The organism is Yoonia sp. BS5-3, assembly GCF_038069655.2.
Lineage (GTDB): Bacteria > Pseudomonadota > Alphaproteobacteria > Rhodobacterales > Rhodobacteraceae > Yoonia > Yoonia phaeophyticola.
In genome coordinates this window covers 2480489-2501208 of sequence record NZ_CP150951.2, presented here as the reverse complement: position 1 = coordinate 2501208, position 20720 = coordinate 2480489, and the positions used below count along the sequence as shown (strand labels likewise).

Below are 20720 nucleotides of genomic sequence, written 5' to 3'. Positions count from 1 at the left end.
CTCATGACCTTGCTGAAGTTTATGAATTTGCCTCAACTCAATAGGGATGAGATAAGACATTGGCAAGAGAGAGGTCCGCTGATGTCTACACCGTCCATTTCATTCGAATTCTTCCCGCCCAAATCACTGGAAGGATCTTTTCGGCTTTGGGACTGCGTGAACACGCTGGCGCCGCTTGACCCCAGCTTTGTCTCGGTGACCTATGGTGCGGGCGGCACGACACGCAAACTGACGCATGAGGCCGTCGGCACGATCCACCGGACCAGCGGCCTGAAAGTTGCGGCGCATTTGACATGCGTTGACGCGACCAAGGCAGAAACACTTGAGATTGCAGAAGGTTATGCCAAAGAAGGTGTGCGCGATATCGTGGCCCTGCGCGGCGATGCCCCCAAAGGCGCCAGCAAATTCACCCCGCATCCGGAGGGCTTTGAATCATCCGTCGCGCTGATCGAAGCGCTTTCTGACACCGGGAATTTCAACATCCGCGTCGGCGCCTACCCGGAAAAGCACCCCGATGCTGCCGACCAAGCCGCCGATATCGCGTTCCTGAAGCGCAAGATCGATGCAGGCGCCAGTTCGGCGATCACACAGTTTTTCTTTGAGGCTGACACGTTTTTCCGGTTCCGCGATGCGTGCGTCAAAGCCGGGATCGATGCGCCGATTATTCCGGGCATCCTGCCCATCGAAAACTGGAAGGGCACACAGAAATTCGCGGCACAATGCGGCACGCATATCCCGCAGATCATACGCGACGCCTTTGACAACGCAGACCGCGATGGCAACAAAGAATTGCTGGCCACAGCGCTTGCGACTGAGCTGTGCGATGAACTGATCCAAGGCGGCGTGAATCACCTGCATTTCTACACGCTCAACCGCCCCGAGCTGACCCGCGATGTCTGCCATGCCTTTGGAATCACGCCAAAAGGCCAGTTGCAAAACGTCGCCTAAACGGCCAGCTTCGGGGAAACGTCCTACCCCGGAGCCTGCAATGTTCACCGCCAAATCCCCCGCTGATTTACCAGATCAAGCAACCGTCTTGTCACTATCTGGGCTGGAATTCATGCAAGCCATGCTGCGCGGGGAAATCGCGCGGCCGCCCATCTCGGCCCTGCTCAATTACCAATTGGACAGTGTCGCGCCGGGCAAAGTCGTCTTTCGGGGCACCCCGGAATTTGTACATAGCAACCCGCTGAGCGGCGTGCATGGCGGCTGGTACGGCACGTTGCTTGACAGTTGCATGGCCTGCGCGGTGATGACAAAGGTACCCAAGGGCGCCATCTATACGACATTGGAATATAAGGTAAATCTGACCCGTGCGATCCCCTTGGGGACCGAAATCCTGGCAAGCGGCGTGATTGACCACGCTGGACGCTCAACCGGCGTCGCGCATGGAGAAATCCGCGGGGCGAGCGACGGCAAACTTTACGCCACCGGATCAACCACCTGTTTGATCATGCAGATTGCGAGCGCTTAAAGGATCACAGCTGTGTCCTGGCTGAAAACATTTACCCAGCTCTGGCCGCTGACCTTCCAAATTGAGCTGACATACATCGCTTCGGCCGCATCGCTGCCAACACGCGTGAAATCAGCGCGATAGGACAGCACTGTGTGCGCATCTCCAAGCGGCAACACGTGGTGCTGCGACAAAGAGAAAAACACGATCGTGGGGCCACCATCCAATTGACGGACATGATCGGATTTGCCCGCAAAACCATCACAATAGACCCCCAGAAAACCGTCATCGAGGCTGGCCGCATCGGCTGCGGCATCCCCGTCAACCAAGGCCTGCCAAACACCTGTTTCCAGATCTGTGAGGGTTGATAGCAATGCGTCGGGTGACAACACGGATATCATTGCTCAGCCGAGGATAATCTGGCCACGATAGACGAAAATCCTCTTTTCGGGCTGTCCAGATCAGCAACTGTGTCATGCAAACGCTCTGACATGTCCCGTCCAATGATGCGCTTGCGGCGGGACAAGAATATTTTGGCCCAGCCATGCCAATTCCCTATCGAGGGCGCGTTCACATCCTGCGGAAAACGCCCCCGCCAGTCATCGGGCAAGGGCACACCGCAGGCCGATAGCCGGTCCAGCATCCAGACAAGCGGGATATTCGACAAAGGCCGCGCATCTGGAAAATCGCCAACCTGACCGCCAACATCCGCATGATTGCCGCGAAACCAAACCTGTTCCATGTTCCCAGACCATCCGGGCGGGCAATCCCACATCACGGGGGCATACGCCTCGCGCCGTTCATTGACGGCCACCGCATGAAAGCCATTGCGGATATGGCTGCCCAAACTGTGATTGTGAAAATTATGCTGCGATTGGACCCAGCGCCATGCAATCGGCAGGCGCAGCCCCAGCGCTTTGACTGTGTCCCAAACGGCCACAGCCTCAATCTGGACATCGGGGTGGCAGTAAATATCGCGAAAATCCTGCGCCGTCGCGCCGCGCGCGCCGATTTTGTAATGGCGATAGGCCTGGCGGACGGCACGCACGGTCGCGCAGTCGGCCCGAACCAGCCCAACCAGATCAATGACCCCTGCGAGGGAACGAACGGCATAAGCCCCCCGCGAATAGCCGATCAAAACGATCTGGTCCCCGGGCCGATAGCGCGAGGCCAAAACACCATAAGCACGCTTGATCTGCCTGTTGATCCCTTTTCCCGTCATGACATCCCACGTACTGCGCCAGTCGCGCCATTGGATGCCCGCCTCGTAATAGACAGTCAGGTTTGCGCTGCGCCCGACCTCGCGCAGCAGCTTAAATGTCAGCCCGGCATTGGTTTCCCGCCCCGGCTCAAGCGAGGACATCGTTCCATCCAGAATGACAACATGCGTGGCCGGGCCCCGTTTGCGCCCCCCGCCTTCTTCGGTCCGCGCGCGGCGCCCGAAAAGACCTAATAGCCAGTCACGCAGCGGCATCGCGTGCCTTCGCAGTCTGAATGGCCTGCCAAATCCGGTGCGGCGTGAAAGGCATATCAACCTCACGCACGCCGACATCCCACAATGCGTCAATGACCGCGTTACTTATTGCAGCCAGCGCGCCGACCGTGCCCGCCTCACCGCAACCCTTCATCCCCATGGGATTATAAAGCGACGGCGTGCATTCTGTTGAGAACCCAATCATGGGAACATCATCGGCACGCGGCATCCCGTAGTCCATAAAACTTGCGGTGAGCAATTGGCCGTTTTCATCAAAGGCAGCATGCTCTGTCACCGCCTGGCCAAGCCCCTGCACAACCCCGCCATGCACCTGCCCTTCGGCGAGCATCGGATTGATAAGATTGCCGAAATCATCAACGACCGTATAGCGATCAACGGTCAGCGCACCGGTGTCGGGATCGATCTCAATTTCTGTAACATGAGCCCCGTTTGGAAAGCTGCGATTGTCCAGTTTGATCCGCGCCGAATGGTGCAAAAGATCATCGCGCCCGGCCTTCCGGGCCATTTCAGCGACCTCCAACATGGATGGCGTCAGGTTTGACCCGGTGATGCGGAACCGTTCATCGTCAAAGCTGACAGCCGCCGGATCAACCGTTTCGGTTTCGGCCAGGAAAGCGCTGAACGCCTGCACGATCACATCCACCGTCGCCAATGTCGCGGTGTTTTGCACCGTGACCGAGCGTGATCCGCCAGTCCCGCCACCCGTTGCGATGCGGTCGCTGTCCCCTTGAACCACCTTGATCTGATCGGCGGGGATACCCGTTTGATCTGCCAGGAACTGGGCATAGACCGTCTCATGCCCCTGCCCGTTTGATTGCGTGCCAACGTAAATCAGCGCGCCATCTTCGGTGAATTCGACGCTTGTGGTCTCAGCTGGATCGCCCAGGATACTTTCAATGTAATAACACAGCCCCTGCCCGCGCAGCTTTCCCTGCGCTGCCGATGCCGCCTTGCGGGCCGCAAAACCATCGCGATCCGCTTCTTGACCCACCCGGGACAGAACGCGCGCGAAATCGCCCACATCATAGGTCACACCAGAGACCGTTTTATATGGAAACTGAGCCGGCACGATAAAATTCTTCTCCCGCAGCTGCCAGGGATCAACACCCAATGTGCGCGCGGCCTCGTCCATCATACGTTCAAGAATGAAAATCGCCTCTGGCCGCCCAGCCCCACGATAAGCATCAACTGGTGTGGTATTGGTAAAGATGCCGCGCGTGCGCATATACGCGGTCTGCACATCATAGGTGCCCATTAGGACTTTGGCGAATAGATCTGTCTGAATGACCTGCGCAAATTGCGAATTATACGCGCCCATATTGGCAATCGTATCAATATGATAGGCGACAATGCGATAGTCATCGTCAAAGGCAAGCGTCGCAGTCGTTGTCAGATCACGACCTGCATTATCGCTCAGCATCGCCTCGGTGCGTTCTGACATCCAACGCACCGGACGGCCCAGTGCCAGGGCAGCAAAGACCACGCAAAACGGTTCGGGATAGCGCATTCCCTTCATGCCAAAACCGCCCCCGACATCCGGATTGGTCACGCGCACATCTGCAGGGTCCAACCCAAAATGATGCACCAGATCATCTTTTGCACCCCAAACGCCCTGACCGTTGAAGGCCAGATGCAGACGGCCGTCCTCCGTTTCGGCAAAACAGCCACGCGGCTCCATCGCGTTAACGATCACGCGGTTATCAAACACTTCGGATCTGACGACATGGGCGGCGGTGGCAATGGCATCATGGGTGGCTGCCTCGTCGCCAAGGCCCCAATCAAAGGCCAGGTTTTCAGGGGCATCGGCATGTATTGCATGGCCGCCAATGGCCAGATCAACATGGACAGGCAAATCGTCGATTTCGAGCGTGATCAGCTCTGCCGCATCTTTGGCAACCAAAAGATCATCAGCCACAATCATCGCCACCGCCTCGCCGACATGGCGGACGTGATCGCGGGCGAGGATGGGCCGTTCGGGAGCGGCACCGCGGCTACCGTCGCGGTTCTTCACGGTCGTGCAACCCATCGCGATCTTGACGTCAGCGGCGATCAAGTCATCGGCGCAAACAACCAGATGGACGCCGGGCATCGCTTTGGCGGCATCCAGATCAAGCGCTGTGATCCGGCCATGCGCAACCGATGCGCGCAGAAAATAGGCATGCAACGCGCCAACCGGCGCGATATCATCAACATAGCGCCCGCGCCCCGTCAAAAAGCGCAGGTCCTCAACCCGGGTTACAGACTGGCTTTTGCCGAACTTTTCCATAAGCACCTCGCATCGCGTTTAAGGGAAAGCCTAGCGGGGGCGCGGCCCGTGTCCAGCAGGATCGGATGATAAACACCCAGATATGGCACCGCTGCATCCCCCAGGCTGCGTTATTCAGCGCAAATTCAAAAAATAGCACATGAAAAACAAAGCCATAGCACAAGTCGCGCAAAATAATGCGCGCCGCCTGAGAATAACTTCGCCCGCCCCGGCGTAACCCTTGCAACTGACGGATGGGCCGGCAGCACAGCAACAAATCTCAGGAAGATCATTATGAAAAAACAGATCATCACGCTTACAGCCATCATCGGCTTATCCGCCTGTGAGGCCTATGCAGGTGGGCATGCCGCTGCGCCTGTTTCGGAAGTCAATGGAATCTTGGTCGATCAGGCTGGCATGAGCCTTTACACATTCGATCCAGATACCGCGTCCTCATCGGCGTGCAATGGCGGGTGCGCAGCCAACTGGCCACCACTCATGGCCCCTGCCAACGCCGATGAGGCCGGTAAATTTACGACCATCACCCGCAACGATGGATCCAAGCAATGGGCCTATGAAGGGCAGCCGCTTTATCTGTGGATCAATGACCGGGCGCCCGGTGAGACGACCGGCGATGGCATTGGCGGCAATTGGCATCTCGCACGATCATAAGACCACCACTCACGTTTTCCCTCCTCCCAAGAAGAAAGGGCCCGTCCGCATCCGCGAGCGGGCCTTTTCACTGCGCGCATCATGCATCGCACAAACCCTTTTCCTTCGGCGCGGCCTCCGGTATCTGACGTCCAACTGCCAGGAGACCTGCACATCATGCCGATGGAAAAGACATTTGACGCAAAAACAGCTGAACCGCGCATCTACAAGATGTGGGAAGAGGCCGGAGCATTCCGCGCAGGGGCCAACGCCACGCGCGATGAAACCTTCACCATCATGCTGCCGCCCCCCAACGTCACAGGCCACCTGCATGTGGGGCACGCGTTCAGCCAGACGCTGATGGATATCCTGACCCGCTGGAAACGGATGCAAGGCTATGACACGCTCTGGCAGCCGGGGCTGGATCACGCAGGCATTGCTGTGCAGCTGATGGTCGAAAAACATCTGGCCGAAACCCAGCAACCCAAGCGCACCGACCTGGGCCGTGAGAAATTCCTTGAAAAAGTCTGGGAATGGAAAGCCGACAACGGCGGGATGATCGAGCAGCAAGGGCGGCGTCTGGGCAATTCGCTGGACTGGGAACGGTCCGCCTTCACCATGTCCGGGGCGGAAAGCGCGCCCGCGGGTGAAAAGCCCGGCAACTTCCATGACGCCGTGCTCAAAGTCTTTGTCGACATGTACAACAAAGGCCTGATCTATCGCGGCAAACGCCTCGTGAACTGGGACCCGCATTTTGAAACCGCCATCTCCGACCTCGAAGTCGAAAATATCGAGGTCGACGGCCACATGTGGCACTTCAAATACCCGCTGGCCGGTGGGGAAACCTACGAATACGTCGAGAAAGACGAAGACGGCAACGTGACCCTGCGCGAAACGCGTGACTATATCGCCATCGCCACAACCCGGCCAGAGACCATGCTGGGCGACGGGGCCGTGGCCGTGAACCCCAAGGACGAACGCTATGCGCCCATCGTCGGTAAGCTCTGCGAAATCCCCGTGGGGCCAAAAGAACAGCGCCGCCTGATCCCCATCATCACCGACACCTACCCCGATATGGATTTCGGGTCCGGTGCGGTGAAAATCACCGGCGCGCATGATTTCAACGACTACGAAGTCGCCAAGCGCGGCAACATCCCGATGTATGCGCTGATGGACACCAAGGGGCACATGCGGGCCGACGGCAGGTCCTACGCCGAGGAAGCCGCCACCGCCCAGCGCATCGCAAACGGTGAACAGGCTTTCGACGAGAATATGATCGCCGCTATGAACATGGTCCCCGAGGAATACCGGGGGCTGGACCGGTTCGAAGCGCGCAAAAAGGTGATCGCAGACATCACGGCCGAAGGTAACGCGGTGATGATCCCCAACCCCCGTAGGGTGGGTGACAACCCACGCGAAGACCAACCCGACGAACCGGAATTCATCCCCTTCGTCGAAAACAAAAAAATCATGCAGCCCTTCGGCGACCGCTCTAAGGTCGTGATCGAGCCTGCACTGACCGACCAATGGTTCGTAGACGCCGGAAAGGTCGTCGGCCCCGCGCTGGACGCGGTCAAGGAAGGCCGGACAAAGATCATGCCGGAAAGCGGCGAAAAAGTGTACTATCACTGGCTGGAGAACATCGAGCCATGGTGCATCTCGCGTCAACTCTGGTGGGGTCACCAGATCCCGGTTTGGACAGCGATGGTTCCGCACCGAGATGGTACAGTCGGGACGCACCAGGTCAGCGTTGGTGGAAATATTTCTCGGCAAAGGGCAAAGGATTTTTTGGACGCCAACCGCCCTGATGAAGAGGCTGCGGGCGGCAAGTATACTCCAGGCGGTATTCTCACGATGGAAATTTGCGCCGCTAGCATTGACGAAGCGAAAGAGGCAATCTCCAAGGTTTGGATGGATCGGGCCGGCTATCTTCCTGACGAACTAGTCGAACTAGAAAGCGATCCCGGCGAGTGGCCTCTCATTAACGTCCCCGAGTATGCTCTCAAGCCCGGCTTATTTGCTCCAATGTGGCGCGACCCCGACGTCCTCGACACATGGTTCTCCTCCGGCCTCTGGCCTTTCGGCACGCTCGGCTGGCCCGAACAAACCGATGAGCTGGCCAAATACTTCCCTGGCGACGTGCTTGTCACCGGCCAGGACATCCTGTTCTTCTGGGTCGCCCGGATGATGATGATGTCCGAGGCGGTGATGGACGACATCCCCTTCCACACGGTCTATCTGCACCAGCTGGTCCGGGACGCGCAGGGCAAGAAAATGTCCAAAACCACCGGCAACGTCATCGACCCGCTGGATATGATCGACGCCTACGGGGCCGACGCGCTGCGTTTCTCCAACGCGCAAATGGCGGCCTTGGGCGGCGTGCTGAAAATTTCTGAGGACCGGATCAAAGGCTACCGAAATTTCACAACAAAGCTGTGGAACGCCTTCAGCTTCGCCGACCACTACGCCATCCCCTACCCCGGCGACCCGGCCAAACCGGAAGCCACACAAACACTAAACAAATGGATCATCGGCGAGGTCGGCAAGGTGCGCGAGGTTGTCGATGCAGCCCTCGAAGCCTACCGGTTCAACGACGCCGCCGACGCGCTTTATGCCTTCACATGGGGCAAGGTCTGTGACTGGTATCTGGAATTCTCCAAACCGATCCTGCAAGGCGAAGACGCCGCCGCAAAACTGGAAACCGAACAAACCCTGCGCTGGGTGCTGGACCAATGCCTGATCTTGCTGCACCCGATCATGCCCTTCATCACAGAAGAGCTTTGGGGGCTCGCGGGCAGCCGCGCCAAAATGCTGGTGCACGCCGATTGGCCCACCTATGGGGCCGAGATGGTCGATGCTGATGCTGACCGCGAAATGAACTGGGTGATCGGGCTGATCGACAACGTGCGCTCCGCCCGCGCGCAGGTGCACGTGCCCGCCGGGGCGAAAGTGCCGCTGCTGGTCACCGGGCTGGACGCCAAAGGGCAATCGGCTTGGGACAATAACCATGTGCTGATCCAGCGGCTCGCCCGGATCGAAAGCCTCGAACACGTCGACGCCTTCCCCAAAGGCTGCGTGACGATCCCCATGGACGGCGGCACCTTCGGCATCCCACTGGAAGGGTTGATCGACGTCGCATCCGAGATCGCACGGCTTGAAAAGACACTCCAAAAACTGGGCAAAGAACTGGGCGGCCTGCGCGGACGGCTGAACAACCCCAAATTCGCTGCCTCCGCACCGGATGAGGTCGTGGCGGAAGCCAAGAAAAACCTGCGCTTGCGCGAAGGGGAAGAGGCCGAAATCAAGGCCGCGATGGCACGGCTGCAAGAACTTGGATAGAAACAGCGGTGCGCGTCCGATGTGGACGCGCAAGCCGCATCAGCGGATCGGGGATAAAGCTGATAAAAGCCCCATCATGTCCAAGCCGGGCGACTGAATTGGTCTGTTTTTGTGGCACAGCAATGCGGCGTTTCCCAAAGGCCCATTACACGAATACTCAAATCTGAATGGAAACTCGCGTTTCGAGGCATCTAATTCACAACCCAATTTTCGAAGTTATCAATCACCGCATCGATCCGTACACGGCAATAGTCTGTTTCCAAAAACTCTGAACGCACTGGAAGCACAACTAAGAAATAACGATGTCCAAAAAACTGGACGTCACCAATACTGCAAACCGCATGCGGCAATAGTAGCGATCCCTCAATGCGTATTTGAGCCCTTTCAGCGGGAAAATCGAGCGGTACGTATCGCATATATTGTGCCAAATCTGCAAATGCATCCTCACCGACGTCAGCCGAGATACAGTTGAACAGATTGCGTTGCGGGTCGGCGAACAGCATCGTTTTGCGGTATGCCTCTGGAACACGCTCCGTTATCATGGCCTCGTAGGGTCCCCAGATCTCGGGGCATTCCTCTGCAAACGCAGACAAAGCGCCTCCCAACCCGAAAACATGTGCGGCGAGCAGAATTCGCAGGTATGAAGCAAGGCGAAAGTTAATCATGTTAGGACAGACTCTCCGTCGAAAAATAGAGGCGGGTTTGTCAATATCTGTAATACCTACAGCGCCGATTGCAAATGGAAGGAGACCTGCTGCAAGATCAAGAGGCCAAGTCCTGAAATGCCCGCGCGCTTGAATGAAGAATCCAACGCCTTGGCGGCCAGAAACACGGCCAGTGCCAAAAGCTATCACGGTTTCATCAAGACAACATACATCCGGCTTTGGGTGTGCAATTTATCAACATGCTACAGCTAAAGCCCATTACACATTCTCATTTCGATACAGTGTCGCAGCGCACCTCTGGTCTCTTGATCAAATACCCCGCTTATCTCACCATCAAACGCGCCCAGATTTGTAAGTAGATGCTGGAGTTTCTCTATATCTTCTGCACGGTCATCATTCATCGAAACAAAAAATGCATCAAAATCGGCCATCGCAAGATCAGTGTCTTTTTGCTTAATTGACAAGCGGCCGCGCGCCCATAGTACAATACGACTTCGGCCTCCAACTATCCCACCGTCAGCCTCAAACGCGTGCTCAAGCGCCATATCAAGTAGGGTGCGCGCTTCGGCATCGCGATCAAAAACGGCCAACGCTTTGGCTCTTTCCAATAAGCCAAACACACTATCAGGACGCTGCTCCAGCCATGTCGCCGTAGCCGCAAGCACGACGTCTGGCTTGTCAAGTTCCCAAGCAATTTCAACTAGCATATTGAAGGCCTGCTCCCACACAGGCGGGATATCATTCACCATCTCCAAGTACCGAGACACCGCAAAGTCCGAGCCATGCGGCAATGTATGTTCAATACCATGAACGTAATGACTGTTTGGATGGAGATACGCGAAAACGTCCAAAACATCGGCTAAAGCGTCCTCCGGCCTTTCCAATAGTCTGTAAGCTTGCGCCCTTCGGATCTGTTGCGCCTGAGGGTATTCCACGGCATCAACAGCGATATCCAAATGCATGATTGCCATCTCGGCGTTATTCAATCTGACATAATTGAGAGCTTGAAGATCATTTAGTGCAGGATCATCAACTTCGTATCGAAGTCCGATCTCTACTATGCTCAGCAGTTTCTGCGGTTGGTCAGCGAATTTCTGGCGAAGCTGATCCAAAAAGCTGTACCGCCTTAAAACTGCATCCTTAGAATCTTCAAAATGCGTTTCAGCCGCCTGAAAAAATGCTATGGCGCGTCCATAGCGCTCAGCTTGAACCTGTGCCTCACCCATAGTCAGCAACAACTCTAGCCCTGCTTCATCGTCAATCTCAACGGCCCGGGCGAAGTCGCCTACTTCACCGCGCAACGTAGCGATGATCGGTGCAAGATACGCAACTTGGGTTGTAGTAGCAGCACCTGTCTCGAGAAAGTCTTGGCACGCCCAAATTTGCTCATCAAGGCTGTTGTTGGCCCGAACACAGTCATCCAGTGTTGGATTGATCTGCTGAGCAGAAGCAGCAGCCACGGAAACTATCAGTGCGGACAACAGACAAAAAACAAGGTCTCTGAAGTTGGTCATAGGTGAATGAGCTCTGCGTAGAAAACTGGATGTCAACGCCTTGCCAACACTCCTGATGCGTGTCGTTCGGCCCCCGAAATCAGCGCCCCCAAAACACCATCCAACATTTTCCAAGTCAGATCATCTCCAGTAAGGGTCTGAAATAGGTCTATAATTTAAGCCAAAATGCGCGTGTTCTTCATCCGCCATCTTTATGGCTCTTGTACCAAATGCGTACAGGACGATATCCCGTATTCTAACCTTAACCGAAACACGCCGGTTCGCAATTCAAGAACCCATTTATCATGACTTTACGGTTTGTTTCACAGATCGAACGGCAATGTCACCGCACAACCCGCTCAACCGCCCGCATCATGCCAAGCCCTTTGTCATAGACCAGCGTCAAAATCCGACGCCCACCCGGCTTGGCCACCTGCGGCACAGCGCGTAGCGCAACAGCGGCCCCGGAACTCACTAAAAACCCACGTCTGCTTACCTTCACCGGGACCTCCTGCGCGGCCGACCGACGGGCAACCGCTTTGTTGCGAACGATTCTCATATAGGCACGGTTGCGCTGCATTCAAGACCCGGCCTATCTAGGCGCATGACCAAAGTTGCTCTTACACCGCTCGCCCAATCGCTTCCCGCATCCGTCCCTTTTGTGGGGCCCGAGGCGCAGGAACGCGCCCAAGGCTTCCCATTCAAGGCGCGACTGGGGGCCAATGAAAGCACCTTCGGCCCCTCCCCCAAAGCTATCGCCGCCATGCAAAAAGCCGCCTCCGAGGTCTGGATGTACGGCGACCCCGAAAGCCACGATCTGCGGCAGGCCCTTGCAGCACATCACCAAATCGCCCCCGAAAACATCATGATCGGCGAAGGAATCGACACGCTGCTTGGGGTGCTCGTGCGGCTCTACGTGACGGCAGGCGACGCGGTTGTGACCTCTGCCGGGGCCTACCCGACCTTCAACTACCACGTCGCAGGCTTCGGCGGCACGCTGCACACGGTGCCCTACAAGAACGACCATGAAGACCCCGACGCATTGATCGCCAAAGCACGGGAAGTCGGCGCAAAACTGATCTACATCGCCAACCCCGACAACCCGATGGGCACATGGCACAACGCGGCGCGCATGCAGCAGATGATCGACGCGGTGCCAGCGGGCTGCCTGCTGGTACTCGATGAAGCCTACATCGAACTGGCCCCCGAAGGGACAGCACCCGCCATCAACACCAGCGCAGACAATGTGATCCGGATGCGGACATTCTCCAAGGCACATGGGATGGCCGGGGCACGGGTTGGCTATGCGATTGGCGCGCCCGACATCATCCAAGGCTTTAACAAAGTGCGCAATCATTTTGGGATGTCACGGATCAGCCAGGCGGGGGCGCTTGCCGCGCTTCGTGATGATGGCTGGCTTGGGCATATCCGTGAAGAGGTCAGCAAATCGCGGGAACGGATTATCCAAATCGCGGCAGAAAACGGGCTGCAAACCCTGCCCTCAGCGACCAATTTTGTCGCGATTGATTGTGGGCGAAACGGTGATTTTGCAAGCCGTGTGTTGGCCAATCTGATTACGGCCGGGGTGTTTGTACGGATGCCATTTGTGGCGCCGCAGAACCGCTGCATCCGGATCAGCTGCGGGACGGCTGCGCAAATGGATATCTTTGCCGCAGCCTTGCCCGGCGCATTGCAGGCGGCACACGATAATTTAGGATGATTTTCAGGGATGGCTTGCTAAGGTTCAGCAACCAACCAAGGAAGCTGCCATGTCCCACCGCCCGCCGATCAATGCTGTCGAAGACTACACCGATGCGTTTTTGACCACACTCGGGGTGTTCTTGTTCATGGTGTTCTGGATGATCGCAGCGGCGCTTGGATATCTTTGGGTGGCGATCACGGCCTACGGGATTGACCTGTGCTTCAAATGGATTGGCCGCCTGCGACGAAGCTAATACCAAACGTTCTCGGCGATCCCATTTTTGGTCGATTATGCGCTTCTATGGTTCGGAATTCTTGCATACAGTCGATTGAAACACGACGATCACGCGCGCAAAGGATCAATCAATGAATGCCTCGCCCTATAGCAAAATGCCGCCTGCCGCATTCTGGCGAAACAGCGTGGCAGAAGCGGGTATCTTTGGGCTGACAGACCTTTGGAAATCACCATGGACGCTGCCCAAGAATGCGACCTTTGCGACATATGGATCGTGTTTTGCCCAGCATATCAGCCGTGCACTGGTTGCCCGGAAAATGAATTGGATCAATGCAGAAGCCGCACCTGGGCGGACACCAACAGCAATTGCCAAGAAATATAACTACGGTATCTTCTCATCGCGCACAGGAAACATTTACACGGCAGCGCAAATGCTGACCTGGGCGCGGCTTGCCGCTGAAATTGAATCAATAGACACGGTTGAGTTATGGACGGACAAGGACGGCCGCGTTCATGATATGCTTAGACCAGGCATTGAACCGTCGGGGTGCAAAGACGATGCATCAACGCGCCTATCGCTGCAATCAACGCAGCGCGCCTTCTTACGGTCGATCAAAGAGGCTGACGTTTTCGTCTTCACGCTGGGGCTGACGGAAGGATGGGTCAATAAGCAAACCGGCCAGGCCTACACCCTTTGTCCGGGAACTTCAGTCGGTGCATTTGACCCGGAGGTTCATGCGTTCAAGAATTACACCTACCCGGAAATCCACGCTGATTTGGTGACCGCTTTTGATATCTTAAAGACGATCAACCCGGATATTCACATCCTCTTGACGGTCTCCCCTGTACCGTTGGTTGCGACAGCCTCGGGTGGGCATGTTTTAGTGGCCACGCAATATTCAAAATCAGTCTTACGGGCCGTTGCAGGAGACCTTGCACAAGAACACGCCCATATCGACTATTTTCCCAGTTACGAAATCATCGCCTCTCCGCCATCACGCGCTGCGTTTTTCGAACCAGACATGCGTTCGGTGGCACCCCAAGGGGTCGAATATGTCATGTCTCATTTCTTCGGTGGACTAAGCTTTTCAAATGTTGCGCGACAAGCCGGAGGCATACCGACCGCGGATGTCGAAGAGCAGTCCCTCGCCGAAATGGCGGCTGAAGATCTTGTATGTGAAGAAATTCTCTTGGAAAAATTCAATGACAATTGACTTGGTCGTGATCAGCGACAGCCATGGCCGCGCGATCGCCAATGGCGCTGCTCAGCTGGGGCTTGAGGTGCGTACGGTCACGTATTCAGGTGCTCTGTGGCACAGGGGGAAATTCCGTTTTACCCGTAATGGCTTTCAGCCAACGCGGTCGAAAGCGCCACAAAGACAAATGCGGGAACTCCATGAAGAGTTAAAGCAAAAGGACCTTTCGTTGAGAGCTATTCCAACGATCTCGACAATCGGGTTCCACTTGGGTCAATTGGTCCCACCTTTCGGCTGGTACGGACACCGCGCCTTGCCGGAAGAATTTGAGGAAAAAGCAGACGCCAAATTTACGTCAGATGCATTCTTGCATGAATACGTACAGACTTATCGGCGAAAGCATTTTGAAATTGCAAAGAAGATGCATCAATACGGCCGATTTATGGTTATCCCGTCACCTGTTACGTTTCGTCGGGCCAATTATGCAGCGTTTCGCGCGCACATCGTCGATCAATTCCACACACGCGGCATATCGTTGTATGACCCGGTAGAGGATCTTGCCCAACCCGATGGTATCCTCGGCGATAAATTTATCGCAAAGGATGGCGTGCACGCGAATGCTGAATACGGCGCCCAGGTTGTTAGGTTATTGAAGCAAAAAGGATTTCTCAGCACCTAACCCCTGAGCCAAACGCAACAAGGACCCACGGCTTGGCAACACCCGGTTAGGAGGGTGCCGCTCACCCTTCCGCAATCACCTGCGATGCCGCCTCAAGTGCGCCCGATCCGTGCGGAATAGCCAGCGCTTTCAGCCCCGCATCTATCGTGCCAAGCGCCCCCATGATCATATGGCCGTTCACATGGCCCATATGGCCAATGCGGAAATAGCCATCAGCCGGATCGCGGCCCAGTCCGATGCCCAGGGTCAACCCGCATTTGCTCTCGCACCAGCGGCGCAACGTATCTCCCAAGGGCGATCCAATACCAACCGATGTCACCGCATGAGACCGGCTGTCAGGGTCAGCCACATTCAGGGATAGTGGCCCATCCGCGCCCCATCTGTCGCAGGCCGCCCACACAGCGCGCGCCAGCTGGGCATGGCGGGCAAAGACCTCATCCAACCCCTCATCCTTGATCAAATCCAGGGCGGCGCGCAGACCATAAAGATGATGGGTCGGCGCTGTACCGGCAAAATACTGATAATAAACCGCCGGATCGATACGCGGGCGCCAATCCCAATAATTGGTCACACAATCCCCCCAGGCAGCATCGGCCTTGGCGTTGAACCAGACAAAGCTGATCCCCGCCGGGGTCATCAACCCTTTCTGGCAGCCCGAGACCATCACATCGACGCCCCAGGCATCCATTTCAAAGCGGTCGCAGCCCAGCGAGGCGATGCAATCGGCCATCAAAAGCGCCGGATGCCCGACCTTGTCCATCGCGGCGCGCAAAGCGGCAATATCGCTTTTGACACTGGTTGACGTATCGACATGCACGGCCAGCACGGCCTTGATACGCCCTTCGGTGTCAGCGGCCAAGTGTGCAGCAACACGATCCGGGTCAATCGGGGATTGGGCGCCAAAGTCGATGGTTTCGATCTGCACCCCCAAACCGGCAGCGATCGCACCCCAGCCATTTCCGAAAAGCCCCGTGACCAACACAAGCACCGTATCGCCACGTGAGAGCACATTGGCCAATGCGGCCTCCCACGCGGCATGGCCATTGCCGATGTAAATAGCGACATTCTGATCGGTCATCGCAACGGATTTCAGATCCGGGATCAAACTGGCGGTCAGATCATGCAATTCGCCTTCATAAATATTGGGCGATGGGCGGTGCATGGCCTGCAAAACCGCATCTGGCATGACCGAAGGACCAGGAATAGCAAGATAGGCGCGACCGTTTGAAAGGGACATGTTTGGGGGGCTTTCGGCTAGAGACTTAGCCGGACATTAACGCGGGAAAAGCCGGGGTCAAGCACCGCCAACTTGCCCTTCCCCCCATTTGCGATTAGACAAATTGGGACCCGACGCAAAAGGCGCAGCATGGCACCCCCTACCCCAAAACCTGGACAAGAAAGCACGCAATCTGCCTTCACGCTGTTTTGGTGGCTGTGGAAGGATTATCTGCGGCATCACAAGAAGTTACTGATCTTTGCGATGTTGCTGATGGCCATCGAAGGATCCACCCTGGCGCTGCTTAGCCGGATGGTGCAACCGATGTTTGACGACGTGTTCAACGCCGGAAACACATCCGCGCTTTACTGGGTGGGCCTTGGGATCATGGTGATCTTTATCCTGCGGGCGATCACGTCATCAGGGCAGAAAATCCTGATGACCTTGGTCAAGGAACGGGCCGCCGGGGCGATGCGACGCACGCTGCTGCGGCATCTGATGGGGCTGGACAGTGCCTTTTACCAGACCAATCCGCCAGGGCAGCTGATTGAGCGGGTGCAGGGCGATGTCAGCTCAATCAATTCAGTCTGGAGCAGCATCGTCACCGCGCTTGGGCGCGATCTAGTCTCGCTTGTTGGCTTGATGGGCGTGGCCCTTTGGATCGACTGGCGCTGGACACTGCTGGCCATTGTGGGCATTCCGCTTTTGGTGCTGCCATCACTGCTGGTGCAGGCCTATATCCGGCGCCGGGCGCGCAACGCGCGCGAGATCGCCGGGCGGATTTCAACACGGCTGGATGAAGTCTTTCACGGGATCAACCCGATCAAACTCAACGCCCTGGAAGAGTATCAGGCACAACGCTATGACGCCCTGATCGATGAAGGGATCGACGCCAATGTAAAGACAGCCACCGGTCAAGCCGCCGTGCCCGCGTTGATCGACATCATGACAGGGATCGGCTTTCTGGGTGTGCTGATCTATGGCGGCTCCGAGATTATCGCTGGCGACAAGACCGATGGCGAATTCATGGCGTTTTTTACCGCGATGGGGCTTGCCTTTGATCCGCTACGCAGGCTTGGCGCGATGAGCGGGCAATGGCAGATGGCCGCCGCCAGCGTGGAGCGTTTGCAATATGTGCTGAACCTCAAACCGACGATCACCTCGCCAGCCCAACCCAAGCCAGCCCCCAAGGGCGCGCCTGAAATAACCTTGCAAGACGTGCATATGAACTATGGCGACCTGCCTGTGCTCAACGGGGCCAGCTTTGTGGCAAAGGCGGGGAAAACCACAGCGTTGGTTGGCGCATCGGGGGCCGGGAAAAGCACCGTTTTCAACGTGCTGACCCGGCTGGTTGAACCGCATAGCGGCCTTGTCAAGATCAACGATCTGGCAATCGACACGCTCAACCTGGCAGAGCTGCGCGGTCTCTTTTCGGTGGTGTCGCAAGATGCGGCGCTCTTTGATGAAACGGTGCGCGATAACATCGTGCTGGGCCGGACCGATCTGGATGAGACCGCATTGCAGCCGGTGCTTGATGCGGCGCATATCAGCGATTTTCTCCCCAAGCTTTCGGGGGGGCTTGATGGGCTGGCGGGGCCGCGCGGGTCAAACCTGTCAGGCGGGCAGCGGCAACGGGTGGCCATCGGACGGGCACTGTTACGCGACACGCCCATCCTGCTGCTGGACGAAGCCACCAGCGCGCTGGACACCAAATCAGAAGCCATCGTGCAATCGGCGCTGGAACAGCTGTCCGAAGGGCGGACAACGCTGGTCATTGCGCATAGGCTCTCAACCATTCGCAATGCAGACAGCATCGTTGTGATGGATCAGGGGCAAGTCATCGATCAAGGTACGCATGACGCGCTTCTTGAACGGGGCGGCATCTATGCCGATCTCTATAACATGCAGTTCAAACGGAATGAGGAGGACAGCAATGACTGACAGAAGCGTCTTCGCTCTTCGAGGGGGCGACCGGGTCTCATTCCTGCAAGGGCTGGTGACCAATAATATCGACCGGGCAGCGGATGGGATCATCTATACCGCCTTGCTGACACCGCAGGGCAAATTTATCGCCGATTTCTTTGTCTTGGGCCGGGATACGGAACTGTTGATTGACGTGGCCAGCAGCCACGCAGCCACACTGGCGCAGCGGTTGACGATGTACCGGTTGCGGGCCGATGTCAGTATCGCAGAAACCCAGATGATCGTCTCACGCGGGACCTGCCCGATGCCAGAGGGGGCCTATCGTGATCCGCGGCACCCCGATCTGGGCTGGCGGGCCTATGGTGCGGAAGATATCAGTGATGATACCGATTGGGACAGGCTGCGGGTTGATCTTGTGATCCCCGAAACCGGCATCGAACTGACCGGCGACAGTTATATCCTCGAAGCCGGGTTTGAGGCGCTCAGCGGCGTCGATTTCAAAAAGGGATGTTTTGTCGGGCAAGAGATCGTGGCGCGGATGAAACATAAGACAGAGCTAAAGAAAGGGCTGGTCAAAGTCAGCGTCGAAGGCGCGGCATCGCCGGGCGATGCGATCACAGCCAATGGCAAAGCGGCTGGAACTTTACACACCGTCGCTGGGGACAAAGGACTGGCCCATTTGCGGTTCGACAGGGCAACCGGGGATATGCAAGCGGGCGCTGCGACGATCAGACGGGTGTAGTTGGTGGCGGTTGGGGCGGCTTAGCGCGCCATCACAGCCTGCATCATATTCTCGGCCAGCTGGGCCAGCTTCCTCTCTCTACCCTCAGAGGTGACAGCAAAGACCACGATGTCTTCAGCAGGCAGCATGGCCAAAATGGCGTACCACATAGTATTTGATCCACCATGGCCCCAGGCCCCGCCTGCCGTTCCCGCAATCGGGAAGCTGGCAATGCCCAGACCATATTGATCGGTCACAGGGGCAACCATTTCGGCGCAGGCCTCAGCGCTGAGAAGATCATTTTGCCCCTTGCAGGCATCCAACAGAAAGCGGCCCCAGCGCAACCCATCGGCAATAGACAGATGCATCCGACCGGCGGGAGTAAAAACAGCTGGGTTATCGGCGCTCTGTGCTGCGGGATCGACGGGACGCGCCCCAAAGCCCAAGATCGACCGATGCCCCTGGATTTGCGCCGGCGGGCCGATACCAAACGATGTCAGCCCCAAAGGGCCCACGATCCGGTCGCGCAATGCGGCCTCCCACGTGGTACCAGTGGCGACCTCGTAGATATAGGGGGCCAGAATATAGCCGATATTGGAATAGGAAAAACGGCCCTGCCCCCCTGGCAATGGTTCGGCCAATTGGCTGGTCAGCAGGGCGTCCCGGTCCAGACCCCCGCTATATAGGGCGCGCATCTGGCGCTGCGTCGGATTAGGCCGTGTCCCGGCAGTATGCGACAGGAGTTGGCGCAGGTTCACGCTGTGCCAGCTAGGGTGCATCCGGCCAGCCTGATCCGGCAACAGTTCGGGCAAAGGGCGATCCAATGACAGCACGCCATCGGAGACAGCCATCATAATCAGGGCAGCTGTAAATGATTTGGTGATCGAACCGATATGCCAGGCCGCATCAACCGGAACCGGGGTATCTGATCCCTTGGCAAGCGTACCACCGACCATGATTTCCGGCGGGTTTTGCCCCTCTTGCACACCAAAGCCCGCCGCAACAAGCCCCGACCGGGCAAATTGCGCGGCAAAATGTTGGTCGAGGGGCGTATCCTCAGCCATCGCAAAACATCCGGAAAGCGTCATGGCAAAAGCCAGCAACCATATCCGGATCAGCGCGCACAATCAGGTTAGGCCCGTTCAGCGTATTCGAATGTTTCGGTATTGACGATGATATCCTCATCCTGCCCAACGAAAGGCGGGATCATCACGCGGACACCATTATCAAGCACGGCTGGCTTGAAACTGTTTGCCGCGGTCTGACCTTTGACCACAGGCTCGGTTTCCACAACCTTGCAGGTCACCTTTTGGGGCAAGCTGACATTCAGCGCCTCTTCGCCATAATATTCGATCTGTACGACCATCCCGTCCTGCAAGAACGGACGGCGGTCGCCCAGAATATCGGATGGCAAGGCGATCTGCTCATAGGTTTCACTATCCATAAAGGTCAGCATATCGCCATCTTCGAACAGGAATTGCTGATCCTTCTGGTCCAAACGGACACGTTCAACCTTGTCGGCAGAGCGAAAGCGCTCATTCAACTTACGGCCATCACGCAGGTTCTTCAGCTCGACCTGAGCAAAGGCGCCACCCTTGCCGGGCTTGACGTGGTCCACTTTGACCGCAGCCCATAGGCCACCCTCATGCTCAAGCGTGTTACCTGGGCGGATTTCGTTACCGTTAATTTTGGGCATGCGCAGTTCCTG

Annotated in this window: 19 protein-coding genes; 10 read left to right on the top strand and 9 right to left on the bottom strand. The window is 56.9% G+C overall.

The genetic code is table 11. The features are described 5' to 3' along the window. The first annotated feature begins 81 nt into the window (after positions 1–81). Positions 82–948: a methylenetetrahydrofolate reductase [NAD(P)H] gene (metF, locus tag AABB29_RS12630; protein ID WP_341366576.1), complete on the top strand. Its 867-nt coding sequence runs from the start codon at positions 82–84 to the stop codon at positions 946–948. A gap of 40 nt (positions 949–988) precedes the next feature. Beyond that, complete coding sequence (locus tag AABB29_RS12625; RefSeq protein WP_341366577.1) at positions 989–1474, top strand: PaaI family thioesterase; 486 nt, start codon at positions 989–991, stop codon at positions 1472–1474. On the opposite strand, the gene AABB29_RS12620 is transcribed toward AABB29_RS12625, so the two are convergent. Genes AABB29_RS12620 through AABB29_RS12610 form a run of 3 tightly spaced genes read right to left on the bottom strand, consistent with a single transcriptional unit; the run spans position 1471 to position 5214 of the window. Continuing rightward, positions 1471–1845, bottom strand: a complete 375-nt coding sequence (locus AABB29_RS12620) for a DUF4440 domain-containing protein (RefSeq protein ID WP_341366578.1) — start codon at positions 1843–1845, stop codon at positions 1471–1473. The two genes, AABB29_RS12625 and AABB29_RS12620, sit on opposite strands and share 4 nt — an antisense overlap. Before the next feature lie 5 nt (positions 1846–1850). After that, the gene (locus AABB29_RS12615) at positions 1851–2927 is read right to left on the bottom strand and encodes a DUF2235 domain-containing protein (RefSeq protein WP_341366579.1); all 1077 of its coding nucleotides are present in this window, start codon (positions 2925–2927) and stop codon (positions 1851–1853) included. Then, positions 2914–5214 carry a xanthine dehydrogenase family protein molybdopterin-binding subunit gene (locus tag AABB29_RS12610; protein ID WP_341366580.1) on the bottom strand — a complete coding sequence of 767 codons (2301 nt, stop codon included), beginning with the start codon at positions 5212–5214 and terminating at the stop codon, positions 2914–2916. Before AABB29_RS12610 ends, AABB29_RS12615 begins: the two co-directional genes overlap by 14 nt. Positions 5215–5487: 273 nt before the next feature. Here AABB29_RS12610 and AABB29_RS12605 point away from each other — a divergent pair, with 273 nt between their 5' ends. Next, positions 5488–5865 (top strand): hypothetical protein, encoded by a 378-nt coding sequence (locus AABB29_RS12605; protein ID WP_341366581.1) that lies wholly within the window; start codon positions 5488–5490, stop codon positions 5863–5865. A 156-nt stretch (positions 5866–6021) separates the two neighbouring features. Continuing rightward, positions 6022–9183: a valine--tRNA ligase gene (locus tag AABB29_RS12600; protein WP_341366582.1), complete on the top strand. Its 3162-nt coding sequence runs from the start codon at positions 6022–6024 to the stop codon at positions 9181–9183. Positions 9184–9374: 191 nt separating this feature from the next. Here the strand turns inward: AABB29_RS12600 and AABB29_RS12595 are convergent, their stop codons facing one another. From AABB29_RS12595 to AABB29_RS12585, 3 genes are all read right to left on the bottom strand, one after another. After that, positions 9375–9848, bottom strand: a complete 474-nt coding sequence (locus tag AABB29_RS12595) for a hypothetical protein (RefSeq protein ID WP_373636549.1) — start codon at positions 9846–9848, stop codon at positions 9375–9377. Between the two features lie 248 nt (positions 9849–10096). Next, complete coding sequence (locus AABB29_RS12590) at positions 10097–11308, bottom strand: hypothetical protein (protein WP_341366584.1); 1212 nt, start codon at positions 11306–11308, stop codon at positions 10097–10099. 376 nt (positions 11309–11684) lie between these two features. Continuing rightward, positions 11685–11843, bottom strand: a complete 159-nt coding sequence (locus AABB29_RS12585; protein WP_341366585.1) for a Tat pathway signal protein — start codon at positions 11841–11843, stop codon at positions 11685–11687. 102 nt (positions 11844–11945) lie between these two features. On the opposite strand from AABB29_RS12585, the gene AABB29_RS12580 reads away from it, so the two are divergent. The 4 genes from AABB29_RS12580 to AABB29_RS12565 all read left to right on the top strand — a co-directional run bounded on the left by AABB29_RS12580 (position 11946) and on the right by AABB29_RS12565 (position 15152). Next, on the top strand, positions 11946–13061 hold the full coding sequence (locus AABB29_RS12580) for a pyridoxal phosphate-dependent aminotransferase (protein ID WP_341366586.1): 1116 nt from the start codon (positions 11946–11948) through the stop codon (positions 13059–13061). Between the two features lie 49 nt (positions 13062–13110). After that, the gene (locus AABB29_RS12575) at positions 13111–13296 is read left to right on the top strand and encodes a hypothetical protein (RefSeq protein WP_341366587.1); all 186 of its coding nucleotides are present in this window, start codon (positions 13111–13113) and stop codon (positions 13294–13296) included. A gap of 112 nt (positions 13297–13408) precedes the next feature. Further along, positions 13409–14491 carry a GSCFA domain-containing protein gene (locus tag AABB29_RS12570; protein ID WP_373636548.1) on the top strand — a complete coding sequence of 361 codons (1083 nt, stop codon included), beginning with the start codon at positions 13409–13411 and terminating at the stop codon, positions 14489–14491. Then, complete coding sequence (locus tag AABB29_RS12565; RefSeq protein WP_341366588.1) at positions 14481–15152, top strand: hypothetical protein; 672 nt, start codon at positions 14481–14483, stop codon at positions 15150–15152. Before AABB29_RS12570 ends, AABB29_RS12565 begins: the two co-directional genes overlap by 11 nt. Positions 15153–15213: 61 nt before the next feature. Here the strand turns inward: AABB29_RS12565 and AABB29_RS12560 are convergent, their stop codons facing one another. Continuing rightward, entirely contained in the window at positions 15214–16389 is a 1176-nt protein-coding gene (locus AABB29_RS12560) for an aminotransferase class V-fold PLP-dependent enzyme (protein ID WP_341366589.1), read from the bottom strand. Positions 16390–16518: 129 nt separating this feature from the next. On the opposite strand from AABB29_RS12560, the gene AABB29_RS12555 reads away from it, so the two are divergent. After that, positions 16519–18309, top strand: coding sequence for an ABC transporter ATP-binding protein (locus AABB29_RS12555; RefSeq protein WP_373636547.1), 1791 nt, complete (start codon positions 16519–16521; stop codon positions 18307–18309). Beyond that, complete coding sequence (locus AABB29_RS12550) at positions 18302–19033, top strand: folate-binding protein (RefSeq protein ID WP_341366590.1); 732 nt, start codon at positions 18302–18304, stop codon at positions 19031–19033. Before AABB29_RS12555 ends, AABB29_RS12550 begins: the two co-directional genes overlap by 8 nt. Positions 19034–19053: 20 nt before the next feature. Here the strand turns inward: AABB29_RS12550 and AABB29_RS12545 are convergent, their stop codons facing one another. Next, entirely contained in the window at positions 19054–20100 is a 1047-nt protein-coding gene (locus AABB29_RS12545; protein WP_373636546.1) for a serine hydrolase domain-containing protein, read from the bottom strand. Between the two features lie 44 nt (positions 20101–20144). Then, positions 20145–20708, bottom strand: a complete 564-nt coding sequence (gene efp / locus AABB29_RS12540) for an elongation factor P (RefSeq protein ID WP_341366593.1) — start codon at positions 20706–20708, stop codon at positions 20145–20147. Between the last annotated feature and the right edge of the window lie 12 nt (positions 20709–20720).

Excerpts from the sequence above, each read along its gene's own strand:
- metF (WP_341366576.1), top strand. The coding sequence starts at position 82 with ATGTCTACACCGTCCATTTCATTCGAATTCTTCCCGCCCAAATCACTG.
- AABB29_RS12625 (WP_341366577.1), top strand. The coding sequence starts at position 989 with ATGTTCACCGCCAAATCCCCCGCTGATTTACCAGATCAAGCAACCGTC.
- AABB29_RS12615 (WP_341366579.1), bottom strand. The coding sequence starts at position 2,927 with ATGCCGCTGCGTGACTGGCTATTAGGTCTTTTCGGGCGCCGCGCGCGG.
- AABB29_RS12610 (WP_341366580.1), bottom strand. The coding sequence starts at position 5,214 with ATGGAAAAGTTCGGCAAAAGCCAGTCTGTAACCCGGGTTGAGGACCTG.
- AABB29_RS12605 (WP_341366581.1), top strand. The coding sequence starts at position 5,488 with ATGAAAAAACAGATCATCACGCTTACAGCCATCATCGGCTTATCCGCC.
- AABB29_RS12600 (WP_341366582.1), top strand. The coding sequence starts at position 6,022 with ATGCCGATGGAAAAGACATTTGACGCAAAAACAGCTGAACCGCGCATC.
- AABB29_RS12595 (WP_373636549.1), bottom strand. The coding sequence starts at position 9,848 with ATGATTAACTTTCGCCTTGCTTCATACCTGCGAATTCTGCTCGCCGCA.
- AABB29_RS12580 (WP_341366586.1), top strand. The coding sequence starts at position 11,946 with ATGACCAAAGTTGCTCTTACACCGCTCGCCCAATCGCTTCCCGCATCC.
- AABB29_RS12575 (WP_341366587.1), top strand. The coding sequence starts at position 13,111 with ATGTCCCACCGCCCGCCGATCAATGCTGTCGAAGACTACACCGATGCG.
- AABB29_RS12570 (WP_373636548.1), top strand. The coding sequence starts at position 13,409 with ATGAATGCCTCGCCCTATAGCAAAATGCCGCCTGCCGCATTCTGGCGA.
- AABB29_RS12565 (WP_341366588.1), top strand. The coding sequence starts at position 14,481 with ATGACAATTGACTTGGTCGTGATCAGCGACAGCCATGGCCGCGCGATC.
- AABB29_RS12560 (WP_341366589.1), bottom strand. The coding sequence starts at position 16,389 with ATGTCCCTTTCAAACGGTCGCGCCTATCTTGCTATTCCTGGTCCTTCG.
- AABB29_RS12555 (WP_373636547.1), top strand. The coding sequence starts at position 16,519 with ATGGCACCCCCTACCCCAAAACCTGGACAAGAAAGCACGCAATCTGCC.
- AABB29_RS12550 (WP_341366590.1), top strand. The coding sequence starts at position 18,302 with ATGACTGACAGAAGCGTCTTCGCTCTTCGAGGGGGCGACCGGGTCTCA.
- AABB29_RS12545 (WP_373636546.1), bottom strand. The coding sequence starts at position 20,100 with ATGACGCTTTCCGGATGTTTTGCGATGGCTGAGGATACGCCCCTCGAC.
- efp (WP_341366593.1), bottom strand. The coding sequence starts at position 20,708 with ATGCCCAAAATTAACGGTAACGAAATCCGCCCAGGTAACACGCTTGAG.